The organism is Nonomuraea sp. NPDC050451 (genome assembly GCF_044458585.1).
In genome coordinates this window covers 49,248-70,442 of sequence record NZ_JBITHZ010000017.1, presented here as the reverse complement: position 1 = coordinate 70,442, position 21,195 = coordinate 49,248, and the positions used below count along the sequence as shown (strand labels likewise).

General features: G+C 70.2%; 25 protein-coding genes and 2 pseudogenes. 19 read left to right on the top strand and 8 right to left on the bottom strand.

Annotated elements, in window-relative coordinates:
• Positions 1-100: 100 nt before the first annotated feature.
• Entirely contained in the window at positions 101-1,159 is a 1,059-nt protein-coding gene (locus tag ACIBI9_RS39205; protein ID WP_397230011.1) for a DUF6348 family protein, read from the bottom strand.
• A 658-nt stretch (positions 1,160-1,817) separates the two neighbouring features.
• Here ACIBI9_RS39205 and ACIBI9_RS39200 point away from each other — a divergent pair.
• The 7 genes and pseudogenes from ACIBI9_RS39200 (at position 1,818) to ACIBI9_RS39170 (ending at position 7,597) form a co-directional block, all read left to right on the top strand.
• A complete protein-coding gene (locus ACIBI9_RS39200; protein ID WP_397230009.1) occupies positions 1,818-2,480 on the top strand; it encodes a 1,4-alpha-glucan branching protein in 663 nt (220 codons plus the stop codon).
• A 664-nt stretch (positions 2,481-3,144) separates the two neighbouring features.
• The gene (locus ACIBI9_RS39195) at positions 3,145-3,567 is read left to right on the top strand and encodes a hypothetical protein (RefSeq protein ID WP_397230007.1); all 423 of its coding nucleotides are present in this window, start codon (positions 3,145-3,147) and stop codon (positions 3,565-3,567) included.
• Between the two features lie 145 nt (positions 3,568-3,712).
• The gene (locus ACIBI9_RS39190; RefSeq protein WP_397230005.1) at positions 3,713-4,858 is read left to right on the top strand and encodes a sensor histidine kinase; all 1,146 of its coding nucleotides are present in this window, start codon (positions 3,713-3,715) and stop codon (positions 4,856-4,858) included.
• Entirely contained in the window at positions 4,855-5,520 is a 666-nt protein-coding gene (locus ACIBI9_RS39185; protein ID WP_397230003.1) for a response regulator, read from the top strand. Before ACIBI9_RS39190 ends, ACIBI9_RS39185 begins: the two co-directional genes overlap by 4 nt.
• Positions 5,521-5,745: 225 nt before the next feature.
• Positions 5,746-6,660, top strand: a complete 915-nt coding sequence (locus ACIBI9_RS39180) for an aminoglycoside phosphotransferase family protein (protein ID WP_397230001.1) — start codon at positions 5,746-5,748, stop codon at positions 6,658-6,660.
• Between the two features lie 372 nt (positions 6,661-7,032).
• Positions 7,033-7,245, top strand: a pseudogene (locus tag ACIBI9_RS39175) (hypothetical protein); the annotation flags it as partial.
• Between the two features lie 16 nt (positions 7,246-7,261).
• Positions 7,262-7,597 (top strand): hypothetical protein, encoded by a 336-nt coding sequence (locus ACIBI9_RS39170; RefSeq protein WP_397230278.1) that lies wholly within the window; start codon positions 7,262-7,264, stop codon positions 7,595-7,597.
• 64 nt (positions 7,598-7,661) lie between these two features.
• On the opposite strand, the gene ACIBI9_RS39165 is transcribed toward ACIBI9_RS39170, so the two are convergent.
• Entirely contained in the window at positions 7,662-8,135 is a 474-nt protein-coding gene (locus ACIBI9_RS39165) for a winged helix-turn-helix transcriptional regulator (protein WP_397229999.1), read from the bottom strand.
• Positions 8,136-8,222: 87 nt separating this feature from the next.
• Between ACIBI9_RS39165 and ACIBI9_RS39160 the strand changes: the two genes are divergently transcribed.
• Positions 8,223-9,416 carry an MFS transporter gene (locus tag ACIBI9_RS39160; protein WP_397229997.1) on the top strand — a complete coding sequence of 398 codons (1,194 nt, stop codon included), beginning with the start codon at positions 8,223-8,225 and terminating at the stop codon, positions 9,414-9,416.
• 79 nt (positions 9,417-9,495) lie between these two features.
• Here the strand turns inward: ACIBI9_RS39160 and ACIBI9_RS39155 are convergent, their stop codons facing one another.
• Together ACIBI9_RS39155 and ACIBI9_RS39150 are read right to left on the bottom strand one after the other, a co-directional pair.
• Complete coding sequence (locus ACIBI9_RS39155) at positions 9,496-10,089, bottom strand: TetR/AcrR family transcriptional regulator (RefSeq protein ID WP_397229995.1); 594 nt, start codon at positions 10,087-10,089, stop codon at positions 9,496-9,498.
• A gap of 234 nt (positions 10,090-10,323) precedes the next feature.
• Positions 10,324-10,464 carry a hypothetical protein gene (locus tag ACIBI9_RS39150; protein ID WP_397229993.1) on the bottom strand — a complete coding sequence of 47 codons (141 nt, stop codon included), beginning with the start codon at positions 10,462-10,464 and terminating at the stop codon, positions 10,324-10,326.
• A 20-nt stretch (positions 10,465-10,484) separates the two neighbouring features.
• Between ACIBI9_RS39150 and ACIBI9_RS39145 the strand changes: the two genes are divergently transcribed.
• The 4 genes from ACIBI9_RS39145 to ACIBI9_RS39130 all read left to right on the top strand — a co-directional run bounded on the left by ACIBI9_RS39145 (position 10,485) and on the right by ACIBI9_RS39130 (position 14,045).
• Positions 10,485-11,306 (top strand): alpha/beta fold hydrolase, encoded by an 822-nt coding sequence (locus ACIBI9_RS39145; protein WP_397229991.1) that lies wholly within the window; start codon positions 10,485-10,487, stop codon positions 11,304-11,306.
• Positions 11,307-12,086: 780 nt separating this feature from the next.
• The gene (locus ACIBI9_RS39140) at positions 12,087-12,665 is read left to right on the top strand and encodes a hypothetical protein (protein ID WP_397229989.1); all 579 of its coding nucleotides are present in this window, start codon (positions 12,087-12,089) and stop codon (positions 12,663-12,665) included.
• Positions 12,666-12,802: 137 nt separating this feature from the next.
• Positions 12,803-13,525, top strand: a complete 723-nt coding sequence (locus tag ACIBI9_RS39135) for an SDR family NAD(P)-dependent oxidoreductase (protein WP_397229987.1) — start codon at positions 12,803-12,805, stop codon at positions 13,523-13,525.
• On the top strand, positions 13,515-14,045 hold the full coding sequence (locus tag ACIBI9_RS39130; RefSeq protein ID WP_397229985.1) for a MarR family winged helix-turn-helix transcriptional regulator: 531 nt from the start codon (positions 13,515-13,517) through the stop codon (positions 14,043-14,045). The genes ACIBI9_RS39135 and ACIBI9_RS39130 overlap by 11 nt, the downstream gene beginning before the upstream one ends.
• A gap of 380 nt (positions 14,046-14,425) precedes the next feature.
• On the opposite strand, the gene ACIBI9_RS39125 is transcribed toward ACIBI9_RS39130, so the two are convergent.
• The 3 genes from ACIBI9_RS39125 to ACIBI9_RS39115 form a co-directional block, all read right to left on the bottom strand.
• Positions 14,426-14,809 (bottom strand): PPOX class F420-dependent oxidoreductase, encoded by a 384-nt coding sequence (locus tag ACIBI9_RS39125; protein WP_397229983.1) that lies wholly within the window; start codon positions 14,807-14,809, stop codon positions 14,426-14,428.
• A 267-nt stretch (positions 14,810-15,076) separates the two neighbouring features.
• Entirely contained in the window at positions 15,077-15,445 is a 369-nt protein-coding gene (locus tag ACIBI9_RS39120; protein WP_397229982.1) for a nuclear transport factor 2 family protein, read from the bottom strand.
• Complete coding sequence (locus tag ACIBI9_RS39115) at positions 15,438-15,869, bottom strand: hypothetical protein (protein WP_397229981.1); 432 nt, start codon at positions 15,867-15,869, stop codon at positions 15,438-15,440. The genes ACIBI9_RS39120 and ACIBI9_RS39115 overlap by 8 nt, the downstream gene beginning before the upstream one ends.
• A gap of 111 nt (positions 15,870-15,980) precedes the next feature.
• On the opposite strand from ACIBI9_RS39115, the gene ACIBI9_RS39110 reads away from it, so the two are divergent.
• From ACIBI9_RS39110 to ACIBI9_RS39080, 7 genes and pseudogenes are all read left to right on the top strand, one after another.
• Positions 15,981-16,481, top strand: coding sequence for an Lrp/AsnC family transcriptional regulator (locus tag ACIBI9_RS39110; protein ID WP_397229979.1), 501 nt, complete (start codon positions 15,981-15,983; stop codon positions 16,479-16,481).
• A gap of 112 nt (positions 16,482-16,593) precedes the next feature.
• Positions 16,594-17,211 carry a hypothetical protein gene (locus ACIBI9_RS39105; RefSeq protein WP_397229977.1) on the top strand — a complete coding sequence of 206 codons (618 nt, stop codon included), beginning with the start codon at positions 16,594-16,596 and terminating at the stop codon, positions 17,209-17,211.
• A gap of 124 nt (positions 17,212-17,335) precedes the next feature.
• Entirely contained in the window at positions 17,336-18,265 is a 930-nt protein-coding gene (locus tag ACIBI9_RS39100; protein ID WP_397229976.1) for an alpha/beta hydrolase, read from the top strand.
• Between the two features lie 34 nt (positions 18,266-18,299).
• Positions 18,300-18,755 carry a transcriptional regulator gene (locus tag ACIBI9_RS39095; RefSeq protein ID WP_319708190.1) on the top strand — a complete coding sequence of 152 codons (456 nt, stop codon included), beginning with the start codon at positions 18,300-18,302 and terminating at the stop codon, positions 18,753-18,755.
• A 10-nt stretch (positions 18,756-18,765) separates the two neighbouring features.
• Positions 18,766-19,578 (top strand): class I SAM-dependent methyltransferase, encoded by an 813-nt coding sequence (locus ACIBI9_RS39090; protein WP_397229975.1) that lies wholly within the window; start codon positions 18,766-18,768, stop codon positions 19,576-19,578.
• A 148-nt stretch (positions 19,579-19,726) separates the two neighbouring features.
• Positions 19,727-20,107 (top strand): hypothetical protein, encoded by a 381-nt coding sequence (locus ACIBI9_RS39085; protein WP_397229973.1) that lies wholly within the window; start codon positions 19,727-19,729, stop codon positions 20,105-20,107.
• Between the two features lie 146 nt (positions 20,108-20,253).
• Positions 20,254-20,805 (top strand): annotated as a pseudogene (locus ACIBI9_RS39080) (TetR/AcrR family transcriptional regulator); the annotation flags it as partial.
• Here ACIBI9_RS39080 and ACIBI9_RS39075 read toward each other — a convergent pair.
• Positions 20,762-21,193: a RidA family protein gene (locus tag ACIBI9_RS39075; protein WP_397229971.1), complete on the bottom strand. Its 432-nt coding sequence runs from the start codon at positions 21,191-21,193 to the stop codon at positions 20,762-20,764. The pseudogene ACIBI9_RS39080 and the gene ACIBI9_RS39075 sit on opposite strands and share 44 nt — an antisense overlap.
• Positions 21,194-21,195: the final 2 nt, after the last annotated feature.

Here is a 21,195-nt window from a genome sequence, read left to right as displayed (position 1 = left end):
GCCCTCCTCGGCCGGCTGCCCGCCGAACGGGATCGCGGACCGCCTTCGCCTCGCCCGGAAGGGCGGCATGAGTGCGGCCGGGATTTCGATCACCGGAACGCTACGCGTTTCCGGCAGGCACGAGCAGGCCGAAGATCCGCACCGCGACCCTCCCGGCGGGGAGTGGTGCCCGGCTGTCCGCGACCACCGCCTCGCCAGGGGACCACGGCTCGCTGTCCAGCAGCACCTCGTTGGTCTGCAACCGGCCGTCGTGGTAGGCCGTGAACAGGCGCAGCGCGTGCACCTTCCGCGTGAGCGGCTCGGCGCGCAGCACCTCCAGCAGCCGGTCGAGCAGGGGCCCGACCGACGGGACCGGCCGGTCGGTGAGGAGATTGAGCTGGGCGCCCAGCACCAGTTCGAACGCGCCGCTCGGGTGCTCGTAACGCTCCCGCTCGACCTGGTCGGGGGCCGCGCCGGGGCGCAGGAGGCCGTCGACGATCGGGTGCAGGGCGCCGAACCTGAACTTGTTCACCGCCCCGCCGATCGCCTCGCGCCAGGTGGTGCCGTACCCGGCGAAGCTCTCCACCAGCCATGGCCTGGCCAGCGCCGGGTGCGACACGGCGAAGTCGACCTGAGCCATCACCACGCCGGCCGGGGCGGGGCGGACGAACACCTCCGCGCTGGTCTTCGTCGCGCCGTCGAGCGGTATGCCGTGCCCGCGAAGGAAGTCCTCGAACGCGGCTCGCGGCGAGGGCACGCCGCCGTCGCCCTGCTCGACCGGTTCGAGGTCCTTGACCAGAGTGGCCTCGCTGAGCATCAGGTCCGACAGCTGCGACCCGGCGTACAGCGCGTTGTTGATCAGGTTGAACTCGCTGCTGCGCATCGCGATCCGCCCGACCTCGTCACGGCCGGCCCGCTGCGCGCGGCCCAACGCTGCCACGAACACCGGCTCGGCCGAGAGGCGCACCCGGCCGCCGGGCGTCAGCAGCCCGTCCGGGAACGAGACCTCCGGCAGCAACCGCCGCGTGTACGCCATCGGCAGGAAGATCAGCAGCCGCTCGGCCAGCCACGGCTCGACGCCGGCCCCCGTCAGCCGTTCCCAGACCTCCTCATCACGCGGCGGCTCCTCACCCGCGCAGAACGCGGCGATGCCCGCCTCGACAGCGGCATCAAACCCCATTGATTCGATCATGGCGCAACCCTACGTCCGGCCCGAGCGCACTCCTGCGTCGATACCGAGATCGAGGTAGGTGCTCATGTCCAGCTCGAACCGTCGCAGGCGTGCCGGCGTCGCGATTGTCACCGTCCGGCCAGTCACCGTCCGGCCAGTCACCGTCCGGCCAGTCACCGTCCGGCCAGCCCGACTCCGCGACGGCCGTGGCCACTGCCTCCTGCGCGCCGGCCTGGTCGCGGGCGGCGATGGCGCCGAGGAAACCGGACCCTTCCACCTCGATCTCGCCATCCCGGCCGTCCAGGCTCCACCGGCCCTCATCGCGCCACAGACACGTCGGTGTGTTGCCTGACTGAATACCCACCGCGCCCCGCACACCGCGATCATCTCGCTCCGTGTCGGGCGGAAGCGGGAGCATGCTCACCCGCTCCTCCAGCCCGGCCGGCTTCTCGTCGTTCCGCCACACTGCTTAGGTAACGCCTCCGGGACCGCCTCGGTCAGCACCATGCCATCCTCCAGCGCACTCGTCGGATGATCTCTATCGATCGGCATAGGTCCGGCGCTCTCCAACGGGGGACCGGACAGGGTCATCGGCTCCTGCACCGGCGGCCCGCGCGAATGGGAAGATGTGAAGGTCGTCGCCCCTCAACGGAAGAGAATCCTCGGCATGGCCGTAATCCACCACACCGCCCTCAAACCGACCAAGCTGGAGCTGCTCACCTCCTGGCTACCCTCCCGGCCCTGGTATCAGGGCGGCGCGGGCGAACCGGAACTGGCCAAGGCCGGCGGCTTCCGGCTGGACGACCCCCAGGGTGAGGTCGGGATCGAGTTCATGGTGGTCACGGACACCTCGGGCACTCAACCGATCAGCTACCTGGTACCGCTCACCTATCGCGGTGCCCCGCTCGAAGGGGCGGAGCACGCCCTGGTCGGCACCATGGAGCACGGGGTGCTGGGGCGGCGCTGGGCCTACGACGGCTGCCACGACCCGGTGCTGGTCGCCCAGCTGCTGGCCCTGGTCGAGGGCCGGGTCCAGGCCCAGGACCAGAACACCAGCGACACCCCCGACCGGGAGGTCACCCGCTCCTACGTCGGTGGCAACCCCGCCCCCACGGACTTCTCCGCCACTGCCATCGACGACCACGAGGGCACCGAGCTGCCCGCACCGGATGGTACGACCCTGCGTTTGCATCGGGTCCTCCGCCCCGCCCCGGACGCGCCTCTCCTCCCGCCGGAAGCGACTGGCCACGTCGCCGGCTCCTGGCACACGCCGGACGGCACCCGCGCGCGGGGCCTGTTCGTCGTCCTACACCCCGGCCCTCGTGCCTGAGGAGCGCCGCGCTCGCGCGTGGAGGCCCACGACTGCCCGATGACCGCCCGCGCCGCCAGAAGGCACCTGCGGTGATCAGTACAACTCAGGGGAGACTGGCGGGGCGCTATCGGCTCGCGCTGGAACACGTAGTCGCCGGTGTCGGCCCGGGCAAAGCGCAGCGCGTGCGGGCCGACCACCACGACGACGTCCAGGTCGTATCGGGGACGGAACCGCCGTTGTCCTCCCCGGCCCGGAGGATCCCTGCCGGGTGTCCCGCCGCGACGTCGATCGAGACCGCCCAGCGCCCGTCGCCCATGTCGCCGTAGATCCACAACCCGTCCCGCGACCAGAACGACCGCTTGAGGCAGACCTCGCCGTCCTCGTCCCACACCCCCGCGCGGCGTGATCAAAGGCGTCACGGCGCACTACCGTACGGGCCGCTGCGCCCGCTGGCTGCGGACGTGAATCTGATGCGACCGCCAGGCCCAGGAGGAGCCTCTCTGCGCAGCTGCCGAGGCGATGAACGAGGCCGGCCTCCCACGCCATGCACTACACCTTTCGGTGTAGCGCGTACCGCGAATGGCGCAATGTCAAGTGACGATCAACGGATGACGCGCTCCCGCTGCGTCCCGGCCTAGCGTTTCCCAGCGAGCCAACCAGACAGGGAACTGGAGGAATCGCCATGAGCAAGAGAGTGATCGCTGCGATCGCCGGGTTGAGCTTGACGGCCGGAGTGCTGGGGTTGGCCGGCGCGCCGGCCGGTGCCCAGGCCGGCACAGCCAGTGAGAGCACTACTACGACCGCCACGCAGAAGCCGCCGAAGGGCGCCAGGGCAGTGGTTCAGGTCAGTCCCAACCCCACCACCAAGCGAGGCCAGGAGGTGACGATCACCGGCCACTGCGGAGGCGGCGAAGGACTCAAGGCCGTGCTGGCCGGGATCGACAGGAAGCACCCGGTGCTGCGGAACATCCGCATCATCAAGGACGATCCGAAGGGATTCGTGGCCAAGGCGACCCTCGCGCCCACGATCGGCAACGGCGTCGGCCCTGTTTTCGTCGACTGTGGCGGCGAGGCCGGCGTGACCCTCCTGGTCACCCACGTCTGACCCGAACTTTCCCTACCCGGGCTGGTAAACAAGGTGGGCCGCCGCGGAAGCCTGCCGGTGGCGGGGGCTCATACGACGAACGCGATCCGGTACGACCCGGCCCGGTGGCAGGAGCACCCGTCACCCCTCGAGAGAGAGCCTCCGCATGGCCGAACCGCCACCACGACGCGAACCCGCTCCCGTCCGGCACCTCGCCCGGATCACCGATGTCGCGCTCGCCGTCGTCACCGTGGTCTTCTTCGTCGCAGTCGCCCTCGCCACCGGCATACACAGCCCCTGGCGGGGCACGATCCCCCTCGCGCTGTTCCTCGGAGCGCTCCTGCTGGTCAGACGTCGCCGGCCGATGACCGTACTGCTGCTGTCGATCGTCGGGATCCTCGTCTATCACCTCACCGGAGATGGAACTCCAGCCGGCTGGATCTGGCCGGCCGCGGTCGCGTACTTCACCGCCGCCACCACGCCCCGGGTGCGCTGGGTGGCCGCCATTGGCCTGGCCCAGCTGGTCTACTCCGCGATCGACTTCCGCTGGGTTCTGGAGCGGAACCCGGCCCGCTACGTGATCCACGTCGCGGGGGAAGGACTGCTCCTGGCGGTTCTCATCGCGGCGGGCCTCACGTACGCCGCCGCGATGCGCTGGCGCGAGCGGCTGCGCGAAACCGACAGCCGTGCGCACGCCGCCGAGGAGCGGTTGCGCGTCTCGCACGAGGTTCACGACGTCGTCGCCCACACGCTCGCCGTCGTCGGCGTTCAGCTCAATGTCGCCGCCGACGCCCTCGAGGAGGACCCGGCCGCGGCCGCCGCCGCGCTACGCCTGGCGAAGGACGTCAGGAACCGGGCGATGGCCGATCTTCGCTCCCTCATCGCGATTTTGCGCGACAATCCCGGCGACACCGCGCCCCAGCCCGATCTGGCCTCCTTGGGGACTCTCGTCGCCGACGCCCGCGCCGCCGGGCTTGAGGTGACCCTCGATGAGCACGGCGACCCGGCGGCCGTCCCCGCCATTCCCGCCATCGCCGTTTACCGTGTCGTACAGGAGTCCCTCGCCAACACGCTCAAGCACGCGGGGGCGAGCAGGGCCGACGTGACGATCAAGTACGGGCCGCGCTCGATCACCGTCGAGATCGCCGACAACGGCCGCGGCGCCCCAGCCGACGCCGACGTCACCGAAGGCCATGGCCTGGCCGGCATGCGCGAACGGCTGAGCGCACTCGGGGGCGCACTCACCGCGGGGCCGATCCCCGGCGGCTTCGCCGTGCGGGCCGACATCCCTGTGGCAGGCTCGACAGCATGACGATCAAGGTGCTCCTCGCCGACGACCAAGCACTCGTACGGGCGGGCTTCCGCAGCCTGCTGGCCCGCTCCCGGGACATCACGGTCGTCGGCGAAGCCCAGGACGGCGACGAAGCCGTACGGCTGGCCGCGAGCACCCACCCCGATGTGATCCTCATGGACATCCGCATGCCGGGCACCGATGGGATCACCGCCACGCGCCGCATCGTCACCGATCCGACCACTCCGGGCTGTCGTGTCATCATCCTCACCACGTTCGACACCGACGAACACGTCTTCGCCGCCCTGCGCGCCGGGGCCAGCGGCTTTCTCACCAAGGAGGTCGAACCCGCCGAACTCCGCAGGGCCGTTGCCGCCGTCGCCGCCGGAGACGCGCTGCTGTCTCCGGGGGTGACGCGCCGCGTCATCGAGCAGTTCGCCCACCGGCAGGACCTCTCGCCCGGCGCGGGGCAGCGGCTGGCCGCCCTCACCGCCCGGGAACTGGAGGCGGTCAAGCTCGTGGCGCTCGGCCTCTCCAACAACGAGATCGCCGAGCGCCTCGTCATCAGTCCGCTCACCGCCAAGACCCACATCACCAGGGCCATCGCCAAGCTGGACGTGCGCGACAGGGTCCAACTGGTCATCCTGGCGTACGAGAGCGGCCTGATCCGGCCCGGCGGGTAGGCGTAGGGACTACGCCGAAGGGAGCGATCGGCCGCGGCTCACCGAAAACCGCCGGACGCGTGGAACCTGGACTCGCTCACCGGCCCCGACCACATCAACCACGCCACCGCCCAGGCCCAGCCCTTGATCTGGTAACGCCTTTCCTCTTGGGGAACCTAGGGCCAGCGCAGCGCTGCGGCCGGCAGCCGGAACGGCCGGGCCGCCATCCGGCTACTGTTGCTCCGCATGACTCACACCGAGGTCGAGGTCACCGCGGAGTTGGTGCGGGATCTGCTGCGCGACCAGCACCCGGACCTGGCCGATTACCCGTTGCGGCTCGGCGCGCGGGGCTGGGACAACCAGCTGTGGCGGCTCGGCGACGACCTCGCCGTCCGGTTGCCCTGGGCGACGGAGTCCGCGGACGACCTGCTGCGCAAGGAGCACACCTGGCTGCCCGCCCTCGCCCCGCGCCTTCCGCTGCCGGTTCCCGTCCCGCAGCGCCTCGGCGAGCCCTCCACTCTGTTTCCGCGACCCTGGATCGTCACCACCTGGGTGCCGGGCGAGCCTGCCGACCGCGCCCCCGTCACGCGCGCCGCGGAGGCCGCCGGGGTCCTGGCCTCTTTCCTGACGGCTCTGCACCAACCCGCCCCCGACGAGGCGCCCGCCGGCCGCTTCGGCCGTGGAGGATCGCTGGCCGACTGCTCTGAGGGGCTTACCAAGCAGCTCGCCGAGGCCACTGAGATGGGGCTGATCCCCGACCCGGACGCCGTCCGCGCGGTCTGGGAAGACGCCGCCGCCGCGCCCGACTGGGCAGGCCCGGCGCTCTGGCTCCACGGCGACCTGCATCCGGCCAACGTCCTCACCGCGGACGGCACCATCTGCGGCGTGATCGACTTCGGCGACCTCTGCGCCGGCGATCCGGCCGGCGACCTCGCCGCCGCCTGGAGCCTGCTGCCGGACGGCGCCGCCGACCTCTTCCATGCCGTCTACCAGCTGGCCCCGGACGCCGCGACCCTGCGCCGCGCCCGCGGATGGGCGGCGGGACGGGCCCTCGCCGGCATCCTCATCGGCGAGGCCGGCGTCCGCGGCCGCCCAGGCGGCAAGCCCACATGGGGCCCACCCGCCCAGGCCACACTGCGACGCCTCATCGCGACAGCCTGACGTTCGACAGAGAGATCTTGGTACGGCCAAGGCCACAAGCGCTTTGCGCAGGGGAGCCACCTCCCGATCAAAGGATTCGATCGCCGATTCGGGGCCCTGGTAGCGTGCCGCCGTGACGCATGGCGACATCAGCGCCTCTGCTCCCCAGCACGTGGCCGAGGCGGTCCTGCGCGAACACGGCGTCGATCCCGCCACCGCCGAACGCGGGCGGGGCTGGACCAATGCCACGTGGCTGACCGACGAGCTCGTCGTGCGGGTGGCGACCAGGCCGGGGGCCGCCGACTTGCTCCGCGAGGAGCGGCTGGTGAGGCTCCTTCCCGCGGAAGTCGGTTGTCCTCCCGTCGTCGACGCGGGCGTCCGGCGAGGTCACGAATGGCCGCCGTCGCGGAGCACGCTCGACCGCGATCGCCGTTCTTCCCGCAGAGCCCGGGGGAGGCGACAGCCGCCCTCGACCGGCTGGTCTCGTGGGGAGGGCTGTCCGACTCCCAGGCCAAGGGGCTCGGCCGGGCGCTCGACCGATTCTGGGCCGTGCTGCCCGAGGCGCCCAGGTCGCTGAACCACGGCGACTTCTGCACGCCGAACACGCTCTGGCACGACGGCCGTGTCGTCGCGCTGCTCGACTTCGAATTCGCCGTCGTCGCCCCCCATCGCGATCGACCTCAACGAACTCGTCAAGATGGCCTACGGCCCCGGCGATCCCGCCGAACGCGCGCCGCTGCAGCCCGTGGTCCGCCGCATTGCCGCATCGGCGCTGGAGGCGGCAGGCGGCCCCGATGCGCTCGTCGGCTACTCCATCATGCTCGAGATGTGGGTGCTGGAGCACGAGCTGGCAGCAGACGACCCCGACGAAACCGACCGCGCCAACGCCGCTGCCATGCTCACGGCCTTCGCCGAGGGAGACGGCGGCTACTTCGCCCCGCTTCTCGCCGACATCTGATTCGCGCCGCTCCAGCACCCTGGTCGCAGGGCGCGACCACAACGAGCGCGCGGCCTGATCGTGCCTACGCCCCTGCTTCCTGTGAGGCCTTCTGCACGTGAGTGGTGTCGGCGCCGAGGAGGGTGCCATCGGTGCTGGTCGGCGCGATTTCCGGCACAGGGATGCCGTGCTGGTCGACAAGGGTGGAGTGGGTCTCGCCGGGGGCGAAGGCGTGGCGTTCTCCCCACTGCCGCAGGGTGAGGATGACGGGGAAGAGGTCGCGGCCGGCGTCGGTGAGCACGTATTCCTGGCGGCGCCCCGATGGTGCGCTGCGCTGGGCGAGGAGCCCGTGAGCGGTGAGCTTGCGCAGGCGGTCGGTGAGGATGTTGCGGGCGATGCCGGTGCGTCGCTGGAACTCGGTGAACGATCGTGCCCCGTCCATCGCGTCGCGGATGACCAGAAGGCTCCACCTGTCGCCGACGAGGTCGAGGGTGCGGGCGACGGGGCATTCGGGGTCGGTCCAGGCGGGGTTCGGGGCGCGCATGGTGGTGCGCGACATGACACCTCCCGATGAGTTGCGGATTGAAACCATCATGCAGTACAACGAAATTGGTTGCAATCTGCTACTGATTGGGGTTGGAGTGCGATGGACGTGTGGCGGCGGTTGCTGCTCGCGGTGGTATGTGGTGTCGCTGTGGCGAGCATCTATGCCGCGCAGCCGGTTCTGGAGCCGATGGGACGCGATCTCGGTGTGTCGGCCGAACTGACAGGGTGGATCGTCGCGACCGGCCAGGTCGGCTATCTGGCAGGGCTGGTGCTGCTGGTGCCGCTTGGCGATGTGGTCGACAGGCGCCGACTCATCGCCGTACACCTGGCGCTCACCGCAGTGGGCATGATCCTGACAGCCTCGGCGTCAGCCGCATGGGCGGCGTTCGTGGGGCTCGCGGCGGCCGGCGTGTTCGCGGTCGTGGTGCAGACCACGGTGGCCTACACCGCGTCGGTCTCGCCGCCTGCCGAACGCGGACGGAACATCGGTGTCGTGACCTCCGGCGTTGTGGTCGGCATCCTGGGCGCGCGGGTCGTCACCGGCACGCTCGCCGAGGTGTGGGGCTGGCGGAGCGTCTATGCCGTGCTCGCGGTGCTGTCACTCGGGCTCGCGGCCCTCGTCCTCGTCGTACTGCCGTCAGAGGAGCGCCCCAACCGACCCGTGGGGTACAGGCGGGCCGTCGTCTCGCTCGGCGGACTGTTCGGCCAGCGCGTCTTCCTGACGCGCGGGCTCATCGCGTTCTTCTTGTTCGCGTCGTTCGGGACCCTGTGGAGCGGACTGTCCCTGCCGCTGGCGGACACGCCGTGGCAGCTGAGCGAGAGCCAGATCGGACTGTTCGGCATCGCCGGGCTCGCCGGCGCACTCGGCGCGGCACGCGCGGGACGGTGGGCGGATGCAGGACGGGCGGCCCCGGTCACCGGTCTCGCGCTCACCCTGCTCATCCTCTCGTGGGCGGCGATCGCCCAACTGCCGTGGTCGCTTTGGCTCCTCATCGTCGGAATCGTGGTTCTCGACTTCGCGGTCCAGGCCGTACATGTGAGCAACCAGCACCTGCTCACCGCCGCACATCCGGATCGCACCAGCAGCGTCATCGGCGGCTACATGGTCTTCTACTCGCTCGGCTCCGCCCTCGGCGCAGCCGCGACCACCGCCGTCTTCACCGCCCACGGCTGGGCGGGCTCCAGTCTCCTCGGGGCTGGACTCGCGGCCTGCGCGCTGGCCGTCTGGGCGACCGACCGGCGACTACTCCTCGATGGCGCCGACCTGCGAGCCGAGAAAGCAGGCACGCGATGACCTCACCTGACTCGTCTGCCCAAGCCGAGCCGCGAACAGGTACGGCTGCGAGCGGACTCGTGGCCTTCCGCGGTCCGGCTCACTCGCCGATTCCAGGACCGGGCGAAGTCCACTCGTCGGCGAGGGCGGCCAGCTCCGCGACCGCCGCCTCGACCCGCTCCTTGTCGCCGGTGGTCAGGTAGTCGGTCTGCAGGCCCGCATAGGCCGCGTTGAGCAGTGTGGCGTTACGCAGGGCGGCAGCCTCGGGGACGCCGAAGGAACGCAGCACCTCGGCCACGAACTCGGCGCGGTCGCCCAGCATCCGCGGAACGTACGGCCCCCGGAGGCGGCCGGCCGCGGACAACCCTTCGATCTCGTGGAGCAGCCGGACCATCGGCAGGTCCTCCGTCATGTGCCAGTCCCAGGAGGCACGCACGATGTCGCCGAGGCCGCGGCCCTCCTCCCATCCCGGCAATGCCCGCAACCGGCCCTTCTGTCGCTGGTCGAGGTGGGCCAGCACCGCGCTGATCAGCTCGTCCTTGTCAACGAAGTGGTGGGTGAGCACGTAGGTGCTGTGGCCGAGCGCCTTGGCGAGCGGGCGCAGTGACAACTGCGCGAGCCCGTGCTCGGCCAGGTAGCCGACGATCTGGTCGAGGAGTTCGGCGCGGCGCCGGGGATCACGCGGCCTGGGCACGTGAGCTCCTTTCCGAGTGCTCTGTCGGTCGGCCGGAGCCCAGCATATTCACATAACGACTGTTTTGCAGGTTGGCATGACGTTCGTTATGTTAACGGCCTGTCGCCGCACTCTGGAGGTCGTCCATGCCGCAGCCCGGCTCCCACCCGCCCGAATCCGAGCCGGTGGCGGGACACCACCACGGGGGTGATCCGTGCGCCGCGCTGCTCGTCATGAGCGTCAGCGTGATGGCGGTCACCGTCGCGCTCCGTCCATCGCGGCGGACCTGCGCGCCACCACCACCTCACCGATGGTGCCGGGCTGGTTGCGCTGCTGCTCCCGGTGGGCGCGATCGCCGCGGCGCTGACGGCGCTCGCCCTGCGCGAGCCTGACCATCTCACTCGGGAGGACTCAAGATGACGACCGTGCAGACCTTCATCCACGTACGCGGCCTGCGTCTGGCCTGGATCGACTTCGGTGGCGCGGGCACGCCGATCCTGGCGCTGCACGGCCATTTCGGCCGTGCGCGGACCTTCGCCACGCTGGCCGCCGATCTCGCCCCCGACTACCGGGTGATCGCATTGGAGCAGCGGGCTCACGGCCACAGCGGGCGCGGCGACGGCGACCTCAGCCAGGACGCCTACGTCGCCGACGCCGCGGAGTTCGTCCGCCGGCTCGGCCTCGGCCCGCTGATCGTCCTTGGACACTCGATGGGCGGCGTGACCGCCTTCCACCTCGCCGCACGGCACCCCGAGCTGGTCCGCGCGCTCATCGTCGAGGAGGGCGGCGCCGACAACCGGCCGCCGCACATACCGCACCCGGTGCTCGATGTCAGCGACTGGCCGCGCCGGACGGCGACACTGGCCGAGCTGCGCGGCCGGATCGAGGCGTACGGCATTCCTGACGCGGGCTACTTCCTGGAGAGCGCCGTGGAACACCCCGACGGCTGGGGACTGCTGTTCGACTACGACGACATGATGGCCTCGCAGCAGGCGCTGGTCGGCGACTGGTGGGCGCAGTGGCTCGGCTCCGCCTGTCCCGCCCTGCTGGTGCACGGCCTGGACAGCTTCGTCCTGCCCACCGCCATGGCCAGGCAGATGGCCGAACGACGGCCGAACACCGTGCTGCGAGAACTTCCCGGCTGCGGCCATTGGGTGCACGACGAGGACCCCACCGCGTTCGCCCGCGCCGTACGGGAATTCCTCGACACCTTGGAACGTCCCGGAACCAATGCCTGACATCCCAAAGGTGATACCCAGCCGGACGGTTGCAGCGCACGGACCCGCCAGTCCCGGTCACTAGGGGAGCGCGGGGCCGGCGCGGCCGCCTGTGACGCGAAGCAGGTCGAGCTTGCCCGCGTCGCTGCTTCCGGCCGCTGCCGGTGAACACCCCGATCGGCACATCGCCGAGCCGCGAGGCGAGCCGTTGGATGCCCGGGGGCACATGTGTGCTGACCGACAGCCCGGCCGGTTGCGCAAGCTCCTCCCGGCGCAGTCCCGGCGCAACGACGGCCGGGCGCGTCGGCAAAACCGGCGTCGGCCGGCGAGAGCCGGTCGCGCCAGGCGTGCAGGAGCGCACCGAAGCCGGGGCGGGAGACAGCCATGGGCTCATTCTCACAGCCGGGTGCCGGAACGAGCCTGGGTACTGCCGATCCTGAGCGCGATGAACGCGGTCGGGCGCCCATCGGCTTGACCAGTGAAGGAGCATCCCATGCAGTCCACCGTCGTCATGACGGGAGCCGGCCGTGGGATCGGCCGGGTCGCCGCCGAGCACATCCTGCGCGAATCACCGGACGTGCGGCTCGTCCTCATCGTCCGCAAATCTGCCGGTGCTCGGCGCGGGTGGGCAGGTGGTCTCGTACGTCGAAGCGGACCGCGGCTCCCTCGCGAGCGTCCGTTCGGCGGCCGTCGAGATCCGGGACCGGCTCGACCGCGGCGAGCTGCCGCCGCTGCGCGGTTTCATGGGCAACGCCGGCATCCAGTACGCGAACGCCCTTACCGAGGGGCCTGACGGTCAACGTGCTCGCCAACCATCTGTTCGTCCGCCTGCTCGAGGACCGCTTCGCCGTTCCCGTTCGGATCGTCATCACCGCCAGCGACACCCATTTCGGTGACTTCAAGCACAACATGGGCATGGTCCCCGGCCCGGTCTGGCGGTCCCCGGAGGTCCTTGCCCGTCCGGGAGCCTTTCCCAGGCCGGACACCGTGGCCGGCGGGCGGACCGCGTACTCGACGAGGAAGCTGGCCACCATCTACCTCGTCCACGAGCACGCCCGCTGCCTGCCGGCCGGGATCGGCGTCGTCGCCTACAACCCGGGATTCGTCCCCGGCACCGGCCTCGCCCGCAACGCGGACCCCGTCTCCCGATTCGCCATGCGCCGAATCCTGCCCGTGATGACCCTCACACCGTTCGAGACCAGCCGTGGCGCGGCGGGACGTCACCTCGCCGACGTCGTCCTCGGCACGATCGAGGCGCCGACCGGGTCCTACGTCGACCGGGGCCGGGTGGCCCGGTCGTCGCAGGAGTCGTACGACCCGCGGCGCGAAGGCGAGCTCTGGGACGCCGCCGAACGGTTCACCGCGGCCTACGCCGCCTGAACCGCGGAACCTCCGCGCCAGGAACGTTTCCACCGATGGCAAGTCGTCCGGACTCGTCGCGGCGGTTGTCGCCCTCGGGGTCACCCGGCTCCCTCTGCTAAGCTGACTTTAGGTCTAAACTCCAAGGAGGGATGAGCATGACGCGCACGACAGTGGTCACCGGCGGCGGCACCGGCATCGGCAAGGCGGTGGCAGCGCGCTTCGCGGCCGGCGGAGACCGAGTCGTGATCATCGGCCGCCGCGCCGACACGCTGGAGCAGGCGGCCAAGGAGATCGGCGGCACCGCACTGCCGGCCGACCTGAGCGAGGCGACGGAGGTCGAGCGCCTGCGCGCCGACCTGGCCGACCGCTTCGGCACGATCGACGTGCTGGTCAACAACGCGGGCGGCAACGTCGAGACGCACGGCGGTTCCGGCGGCCTCGCGGAGCGGTGGACGGGCAACTTCCGGGCCAACGTGCTGACGTCGGTGCTGCCGACCGAGGCGTTCCGCGATCTGCTGAACCCGTCCGGGCGGATCGTGTTCATCAGCTCGATCGCGGCCTTGCGGGGCTCGGGCGGCAGCTCGTACGGCCCGATGAAGGCGGCCCTGCACCCGTACGCGTTCGACCTGGCCGCCGCCCTCGGACCGCGCGGCATCACGGTGAACGTGGTCGCCCCGGGGTTCATCGAGGACACCGAGTTCTTCAGCGGCACCCTGGACGACGAACGCCGCGCGACGCTCGTCGCGCAGACCCACACCGGCCGCGCCGGCACGCCGCGGGACATCGCCGACACCGTGCACTGGCTCGCCTCACCCGACGCCGCGCACGTCACCGCGCAGATCATCCAGGTGAACGGCGGCGCCGAACGTGGCCGCTGACCCCCCGCGCGACGGCGCCGACGCCATCCAGGACGCCTGGCGGCGCGAGCTGCCGGGCGCCCCGGTGGAGTCGATCGGGGTCATCACCCGGATCTGGTGGGCCGCCAAGGTCTTCGGCGACGAGCGCCGCCGCCTCCTGGCGAAGCTGGGCGTGGACGTCGCGACGCTGGATCTGCTGTCCACGCTGCGGCGCTTCGGCCCGCCGTACCGGATGAGCCCGGGGGAGCTGGCCGAGGCGTGCATGGTGACGCGCGGCGCGATCACCCAGCGCGTGGAGCGGGCGGCTAGGGCCGGGCTGGTCGAACGGACCACCGCCGGGTCGGGCTACCACGCGCGCGCGGTCACCCTCACCGACGCGGGCAACGCCCTGCTCGACCGCGTCGTCGCCGACCTGCTCGCGACCGAGGACCGCCTCATCGGCCACCTCGCGCCCGAGCGCCGCGACCAGCTCGCCGACCTGCTGCGCGAACTGCTCACCGGACTGGACGGCACGACTCTGACCGGGCAGGTCGGGGACTGAGCCTCGAGGCCGTGGTCCGCGACCGCACGGCGGAGAACACCCCGGCCTTTCGCAGGCCGGCGGGGCGGAGCGTCCTGTGTGCCATGTCCACGAGGTGACTGCGGTAACGGCGACGCAGCGCGGCGTCTTCGGGCGAGGAGCTGTTGGGCAGGCCGCCGACGGTCGTCGGCCGGTCCGATCCGGGCGGCGGCAACGGTGTCCTCGCAGGGCGCCCGCCCACCGCATCGCGAGGGCCGGACGTTGAGGGACTGAGGGGATGCGGATTCGAAGCGCACCACTCCGGTGGGGCCGCTCAGTTCGAGGTGGTCGACGCCGCCTCGGGCGCGGGGCGAGCGGCGGGTGCTGCAGGTCGCCCTGCTCATTCACCTGATCAGACGGGCTCAGCCGAGGCCGACGGTCTGCCGCTCGGGCTCGATGACGGCGACGACGCGTTCCTCTTCTCGGGTATAGGGCCTGCCGATGTACTTCCTTGAGATCTGGTCGATGATCTCCCAGGCCGTGTCGCCTTCGAGCCATTCGATGACCCGGCCGCGGATGATGACGGGCTCGAATGGGTTGTCGGCGGGCGTAATGGAGAGCGCCACCCGCGGGTCGCGGCGCAGGTTGCGGGCCTTGCGTGAGTTGGGGCCGGTGAGGAAGACGACGTGGTCGCCGTGGGTGCCGACCCAGAGCGGGACGCTGTGAGGCGAGCCGTCAGGCAGGACGGTGGCGAGGTGGGCCAGCGAAGTGCCGTCGAGGACGCGGCGTACGTCGGGGTTGAGCATCTTCTTCTCCTAGCGGGGTTGTCGGTGAGTCCGATGGTGGGGTGAACCTGGGGTCAGCGGGCGGTGTGGGCGCTAGCGATGACCTGTGCGTATGGCCAGGACCCGCCAGGCAGGCATACGTACGGCAAGGGCAGGCGTTCGACCGATGCCTCGCGGGTATGTCAGCGGCGTGGTCGGAGGTCGAGCGGTACCGCAGCGCCGAGTTCGAGCCGGCCCGCGACTCGTTCCCACCCGCGACCGTCACCACCTGATCCGAGTTTCGGCGCGCTACCGGGTCTTTCTGTAGGCGTCCTTGAGGCATATCTTCCCGTCGCGGAAGCGCCACAGGTCGATTCCGTACTCGCAGTACGGCGAGCCGCTGTCGGAGACGAGGTGGTAGGTCCAGGTGCACACCGCCCATTCGCCGTTGACGAGCGGCTCGCCCTGCTCGATGACCGCGCCGGCATCGTGCTCGAACATGGCGCGGAAGCCGTCGGCCAACTCGCCATGGCCGCGGAAGGTGTGGCCCGGCTCGGGACCGACCGACGCGGCGTAGACCGCGTCCTCGGTCATCAGTTCCAGCAGTCCGCCGACGTCGCGCCTGGCCCAGGCGTCGGCGAAGAGTTCCAGGCATTCACGCGGGCTCGTCTCAGACATCGTCGTTGTACTCCTGTGCGAGGTAGGCGTCCAGGTCCGGGCCGCCGGGGTTGGCGAGGACATGCGTGATCCAGGCGCGGCGCTCGAAGTCGGTGATGCCCAGCTCCCATACGCACCCGGCCGCTTGACTCGGGTGTGGCGCCAGGCGCTCGGGCTGGTCGGCCGGTGCGGACAGGACCTGCTGGTGGACCTCGTTTCTCTCGGCCCACCAGCAGGCCAGCGCATAGCTGAGCCGGGGTGCGTCGTGGGCGATGACGAACCCGACCCCGTACCGGCCGGGCGCGACGGCGGGTGCGGGTAGCGCCTCGCCGGCGGCGCTCAACGCGGCTTCGGCGACTTCCGCGCGGGCGGGGCGACCGTGCGGCGCGATCGTGTACAGCTTGACCAGCCAGTCGCCCAGCTCGGCCAAACGCAGGAAACGCACGCTGCGGGGCTGGTACGGAAGATCAGCTGGAGGTGGTTGCACACAGAGCTCCTTAATAAATAAGGTCTTTTTAGAGAGATTTCTTATATGCAAAGGCTAGCGGGGGATTCTATGTCTGTGCAGTCCCTGGACGCCATCAACCGCGTCCTGCTGGCGGAGCTGTCGCGCGATGGACGCAAGACGGTCCGCGCGCTCGCCGCGCTCGTCGGGCTGTCCGAGCCTTCCGTACGCGACCGGCTGGACAAGCTCTCCCGGGATGGGGTGATCACCGGCTACCGCGCGATCGTCGAGCCGGCGGAGGTCCGCGCGGGCACGGCCGCGTTCGTCGCCCTCCGCTTCAGCTCCGAGCCCGGAGCCAAGGCGGAGGTCAACGCGGCCTTGGAGCGGGAGCCGTGCGTTCTGGAGGTGCACGAGGTGGCGGGCGAGGACTGCTACCTGATCAAGGTCAGGGTGGGTACCACCGTCGAGCTGGCCGACGCGCTCGACCGCATCCGCGCGATCCCGGCCATCTCACACACCAGCTCCACGGTCGTCCTGCGCACCCTCTTCGAGCGGCCGGTCACCATCGAGACCGAGCCGATCACCCGACGCGACGACGACGCCTGCCGATGATCGTGGGGGTGTAGTGTGCCCGCCTCGAACCATGATCTGCTGGAGGCGACGCGTGCACACCACTCAAGTGACACGTCAGGAATTCGTCGAGGTGAAGGTCGACGGCCAGGGGATGGTCGTCGAGGACCTGCACCTCGACCGCTGCTCGTTCGTCATGTGCGAGCTGGGGATGGATGATCCGGACCTCAGCCGGGTCGTCCGCAACGTCACCGTATCCCGGTGCGTCTTCAACGGATGTGACGTGAAGGGCGTCTACTTCGATGAGGTCGCCATCAGCAACCTCAAGATCCGCGGTTGGGGCCGGCTCTTCGCGTGCGTGCTCCGCCATGTCACGCTCAGTGGCAAGATCCCCGGGACGCTGTGTGTCTTCCCGCCCGGCAGGTGGTGGGATGCCGAGCGCCAGGCCCGGCTGAATGAGACGATCGCGGACGCGTACCAAGAGGTCGATTGGGCGCTCGACGTCTCCGGCGCCGAGTTCCTCGACGTCGATCTCCGTCATGTGCCCGGCCATCTCGTCAGGCGGGACCCGGAGACGCAGTTCCTGCTGCGGAAAGAGGCGCTCGACGGCTTGAACCCGGAGCGCTTCGGCGTGCACGCGCGGGGTTTTCTGGCGGCGCTGGCCGAAAGCCTGTTCGACTCGATGGTGGCGGTCGCGCCCAAGCGGGCGGCATTGTTTTCCAACATTTTCGAGGACCTGGAAGAACTGCGGAAGCTGGGACTCGCCGAGTAGCTGCCCCAGCCGCGAACGTCATCGCGCTTCCGCCTCCCCCTCCTTGGCGTGGTGTCCAGAATTGACGCTGCCAGTTGTTTCAGTCATGATTGAAATAACTAGCCATCTAGCCATGGAGTGAACCATGGAACACGTGACCTTCAACAGCCTCGGCACCCGCTGCGCGGGCGATCTGTACCTCCCCGAAACGAGCGAGCCCGTTCCCGGGCTGGTGCTCGGGCACAGCGGGGTGATGGTCAAGGAAGCGCTGGCGTTCTTCGCGCCGTACTTCGTCGAAGCCGGGTTCGCGGTGCTGGCCATCGACTACCGCACGGTCGGCTCCAGCGAGGGCGAGCCGCGCGGCCAGGACTACCCGGAGCGGCAGGCGGAGGACTTCCGCAGCGCCGTGTCCTATCTGCAGACCCGCCCCGAGATCCAGCCCGATCGCATCGGGGTGTGGGGCGTCAGCATCGGCGGCTCGGTGGCCGCCCAGGCCGCCGTGCTCGACCGGCGCATCAAGTGCGTGGTGGTGCAGAGTCCCAGCGTGTGGAACGGATGGCGCTACCTGGAGCGGCTCCAGGGCCGCGCCGCTGTCCACGCGCTCCGCGAGCGGCTCCAGCAGGACTGGCAGCAGCGTTACGAAGGTGGGCAGAGCGCCCGCGTACCGCATCTGACGCTGGACCACGACACCGTGAAGGACACCCCGGACATGTCGACCCGCCTGTTTCCCACTTACCGCAACGAGAAGACCCTTGACTCGGCCGAGCACCTGCTCACCTTCGCGCCGGAAGACATCATCCACCGGCTCGCCCCGACGCCGCTGCTGATGATCGCCAACGGCGGCTGGGACCCGTACCACATGCTTGAGGAGGCGCAGAGCGCCTTCGCCAAGGCGGGCGAGCCCAAGCGGCTCGCGGTGCTGCCCTACGACGTGCTCGGCCTCTACACCGGCCCAGGCCTGGAAGAGGCGATGGCGCTCGCGATCGACTGGTTCGACCTCCACCTGCGGGAGACCCGGCTCGCGGACGTCACCCCGCCCCCCACCTACGAGTCGGTCGCCGCCATGACACAGTGAACCGGCGCACGATCAACCACGGAAGGACACGACGATGAGCACTGAGGAGCAGCGGGACCGCCTGCTTCGATGGGTGGAGCGGGTGGCCGCCTTCTGCGTCGAGGAGTGGGGGCTGCCTCCCATCACCGGACGCATCCTCGGGTGGCTCATGATCTGCGATCCGGCCGAGCAGTCCGCCGGCCAGATCGCGGAGTCGATCCAGGCCAGCCGGGCCTCGCTCACCTCGAACATGCGGTTCCTCACGACCATCGGCCTGGTCAGGAAGGTGAGAAGGCCCGGTGACCGCACCGGGTACTACCGCATCGAGGACGACGCCTGGCAGAAGGTCATCCAGCGCAAGCTCGAAAGCCTGAGCGCGTTCGGCGAGATCGCCGACGAAGGGCTCGACATCGCGGGCGGCGAGGGGCACCGCGCCGAACGCATCAAGGCCGCCCACGACTCCCTTGCGTGGCTGCAGGACCTCGCAGCCCGCCATCCGCTACGCCACTAAGGAAGACTCCATGTCCCGTTGGCAACCCCGTCTCGGGCTGATCCAGGAAACGCTGCTACTCACCCTCTACGCCAGAGCTCTGGACGCCAGGCTGCCCAGCCCGATTCTGGGTGACACGCTCTCCGCCGACCTGGCCGACAGGATCGACTACGACTTCGGCAAGCTGAAGCTCAAGCCCAACCTCGTCCTCACCACGGCATTGCGCGCCAAGAAGCTGGACGACGTCGTCCGGGCCTTCACCGCCGCTCATCCCGGCTGCGTGGTGCTCGACCTGGGCTGCGGCCTGGACACCAGGATGCTTCGCTGCGACCTTCCGCCGGGCGTCGACTGGTACGACGTCGACTTCCCGGAAGTGGTGAAGCTGCGGTCCGAATGCCTGCCCGACGGCTCCCGCCTGGTCGGAGCCGACCTCACCACCGCCGGCTGGCTGAAGGCCGTCCCCGGCGACCGGCCCGCGATGATCGTCGCCGAGGGGCTGCTCCCGTTCATGCCCGGGGACTCCTTCCAGCGGATGACCCGCGAACTGGCCGGCCGATTCCCTTCGGGTGAGCTCGCGCTCAACGGCTACACGCGATTCGCCGCCTGGGCCATGAAGTATCACCCGACCATCAAGGCACTCGGCATCAAGGCCGCCCAGGGGTTCGACGATCCGCACGAGCCGGAGTCCTGGGGTGCCGGCCTCGAACTGGTTGAGGAGCAGATCCTCACCCACGCGCCGGAAGTGGCACAGTTCCCGCAACCGCTTCGCGCGCTGACGCGTCTCACCGCCCCCAGTGCGGCCTTGTCGCGGCAAGGGGCGCGCATTCTCCGCTATCGGTTCTGACTCCGGGCCGATCCCCGTGTTCCCGCGCGGCCTATCCATCTGTATATTAAATATAAGATGCGTAAACTCAAATGGATGGGGCAAGCATGGGGTTCACCGTTCTGGCGGCGCTGGGAGGGGCGGCACCGATCAGGGGGCGTGGGCCCTGGTGGGCTTCGCGGGGGTGCTCCTGCAGAACGCCACGTTCACCTGCGTCGAGGCGCTCCGGTTCGGCATGGGCACCGCCGCCCGCCACGACCCCGGCTCGGTGGCGGGCCTGTGGAGCCTGAGCAACGTGCTGTTCGGGTTCAACCCGGTCTACCTGGCGATGGCGCTGCTCGGCTTCTCCGCCGCCGGCGCCGGCGCGGGTCTCATCCCCGCCTGGCACGCGTGGCTCGGGTACGTGAGCGCCGCGCTGCTGTTCGTCTCGTCCCTGGTCAGCCCCTACAACGCGGAAGGCGCCAACCGCCTCGGACCGGTCGGCCTGATCGGCTGGCTCGGCTGGATCACCTGGATCGCGACCTACAGCGTCACCCTGCTGCTCCTGTAGATACGGTACGGGGCATGAGTGCAGAGGGGAGCCGGCGCCGCTACGACTCGCTGCGCCGTACGGCGCAGGCGATGGAGACCCGGGCCGAGATCGCCCAGGCCGCGCGCCGCCTCGTCGTCGCCCAGGGGTGAGCGGCGACGACCGTACGCGATGTGGCACGTGAGGCGGGCGTTTCCGTGCCGACGGTCTACTCGGTGTACGGCAACAAGGTCGGCCTGACCCGTGCCCTGGCCGATGCCGCAGGCTTGTCGGCCGACCCCGCGCGGCAACTGTCCGAACTGGAGGCGGCGGACGCGACGCCCCGGCGGCAGCTCGCGGCCATGGCGGCCTTCGACCGGCGGCTGTTCGAACATGCCGGAGACGTCATCGTGCCACTGCGCGAAGCCGGCCGTACGAACCCCGAGCTGGCGTCCCTCTATCGTGAGGCCCGCGCCCGCGCCGACGGGACCCGAGTCGCGGTGTTCTCCTCCTGGCCGCCGGGCACCCTGCGCCGGGGCCTGGACGTGCCCACCGCCGGCGACATCTACGCGGGTCTGTGCAACATCGACGTCTACACCACCCTCACCACCGAACGCGGCTGGTCACCCGACCGGGTCGAGCAGTGGTGGGGCGACGTGCTGGCCCGCGAGCTCCTGAGCTGTCCTCCGCGGCGTCTCAAGGATCCCGGCGTGCCCCGGGCATGTCACGTACAGCGATGACGGCCTCGATCTCCACGGTGAGGTCCGGGGCGGCGAGCGCGGCGACGACGGCCAGGGAGTGCGCCGGGACGTCGCCGCCGGGATACCACTCGGCGAAAACCTCGTCCCTGGCGGCGCGGAAGCCGGGCAGATGCTCGGTGCCCGATACGAAGGTCAGCAGTTTCACCACATCGTCCGGCGTCGCCCCGAACTCGTCGAGTACGGACCGCAGGTTGGCGAACACCTGCCGGGTCTGCGACAGGGCGTCCGGGCCCGCGAGCGAGCCGTCCCGCAGATTCCCCACCTGCCCTGAGACGAACACCAGCGTGGTGTTCGCGGGCACCGTGGCCACGTGGCTATAGCTGCCGATGGGTGCCGGCACTCCGGCAGGGTTCCAGCGCTTGGGCATTT

What these genes read in the sequence shown, in the direction of transcription:
- ACIBI9_RS39205 (WP_397230011.1), bottom strand. Translation starts at nt 1,159, where the DNA reads ATGGGGTTTGATGCCGCTGTCGAGGCGGGCATCGCCGCGTTCTGCGCG.
- ACIBI9_RS39200 (WP_397230009.1), top strand. Translation starts at nt 1,818, where the DNA reads ATGGCCGTAATCCACCACACCGCCCTCAAACCGACCAAGCTGGAGCTG.
- ACIBI9_RS39195 (WP_397230007.1), top strand. Translation starts at nt 3,145, where the DNA reads ATGAGCAAGAGAGTGATCGCTGCGATCGCCGGGTTGAGCTTGACGGCC.
- ACIBI9_RS39190 (WP_397230005.1), top strand. Translation starts at nt 3,713, where the DNA reads ATGGCCGAACCGCCACCACGACGCGAACCCGCTCCCGTCCGGCACCTC.
- ACIBI9_RS39185 (WP_397230003.1), top strand. Translation starts at nt 4,855, where the DNA reads ATGACGATCAAGGTGCTCCTCGCCGACGACCAAGCACTCGTACGGGCG.
- ACIBI9_RS39180 (WP_397230001.1), top strand. Translation starts at nt 5,746, where the DNA reads ATGACTCACACCGAGGTCGAGGTCACCGCGGAGTTGGTGCGGGATCTG.
- ACIBI9_RS39165 (WP_397229999.1), bottom strand. Translation starts at nt 8,135, where the DNA reads ATGTCGCGCACCACCATGCGCGCCCCGAACCCCGCCTGGACCGACCCC.
- ACIBI9_RS39160 (WP_397229997.1), top strand. Translation starts at nt 8,223, where the DNA reads ATGGACGTGTGGCGGCGGTTGCTGCTCGCGGTGGTATGTGGTGTCGCT.
- ACIBI9_RS39150 (WP_397229993.1), bottom strand. Translation starts at nt 10,464, where the DNA reads ATGGTCAGGCTCGCGCAGGGCGAGCGCCGTCAGCGCCGCGGCGATCGC.
- ACIBI9_RS39145 (WP_397229991.1), top strand. Translation starts at nt 10,485, where the DNA reads ATGACGACCGTGCAGACCTTCATCCACGTACGCGGCCTGCGTCTGGCC.
- ACIBI9_RS39135 (WP_397229987.1), top strand. Translation starts at nt 12,803, where the DNA reads ATGACGCGCACGACAGTGGTCACCGGCGGCGGCACCGGCATCGGCAAG.
- ACIBI9_RS39125 (WP_397229983.1), bottom strand. Translation starts at nt 14,809, where the DNA reads ATGCTCAACCCCGACGTACGCCGCGTCCTCGACGGCACTTCGCTGGCC.
- ACIBI9_RS39120 (WP_397229982.1), bottom strand. Translation starts at nt 15,445, where the DNA reads ATGTCTGAGACGAGCCCGCGTGAATGCCTGGAACTCTTCGCCGACGCC.
- ACIBI9_RS39110 (WP_397229979.1), top strand. Translation starts at nt 15,981, where the DNA reads ATGTCTGTGCAGTCCCTGGACGCCATCAACCGCGTCCTGCTGGCGGAG.
- ACIBI9_RS39105 (WP_397229977.1), top strand. Translation starts at nt 16,594, where the DNA reads ATGGTCGTCGAGGACCTGCACCTCGACCGCTGCTCGTTCGTCATGTGC.
- ACIBI9_RS39100 (WP_397229976.1), top strand. Translation starts at nt 17,336, where the DNA reads ATGGAACACGTGACCTTCAACAGCCTCGGCACCCGCTGCGCGGGCGAT.
- ACIBI9_RS39095 (WP_319708190.1), top strand. Translation starts at nt 18,300, where the DNA reads ATGAGCACTGAGGAGCAGCGGGACCGCCTGCTTCGATGGGTGGAGCGG.
- ACIBI9_RS39090 (WP_397229975.1), top strand. Translation starts at nt 18,766, where the DNA reads ATGTCCCGTTGGCAACCCCGTCTCGGGCTGATCCAGGAAACGCTGCTA.
- ACIBI9_RS39075 (WP_397229971.1), bottom strand. Translation starts at nt 21,193, where the DNA reads ATGCCCAAGCGCTGGAACCCTGCCGGAGTGCCGGCACCCATCGGCAGC.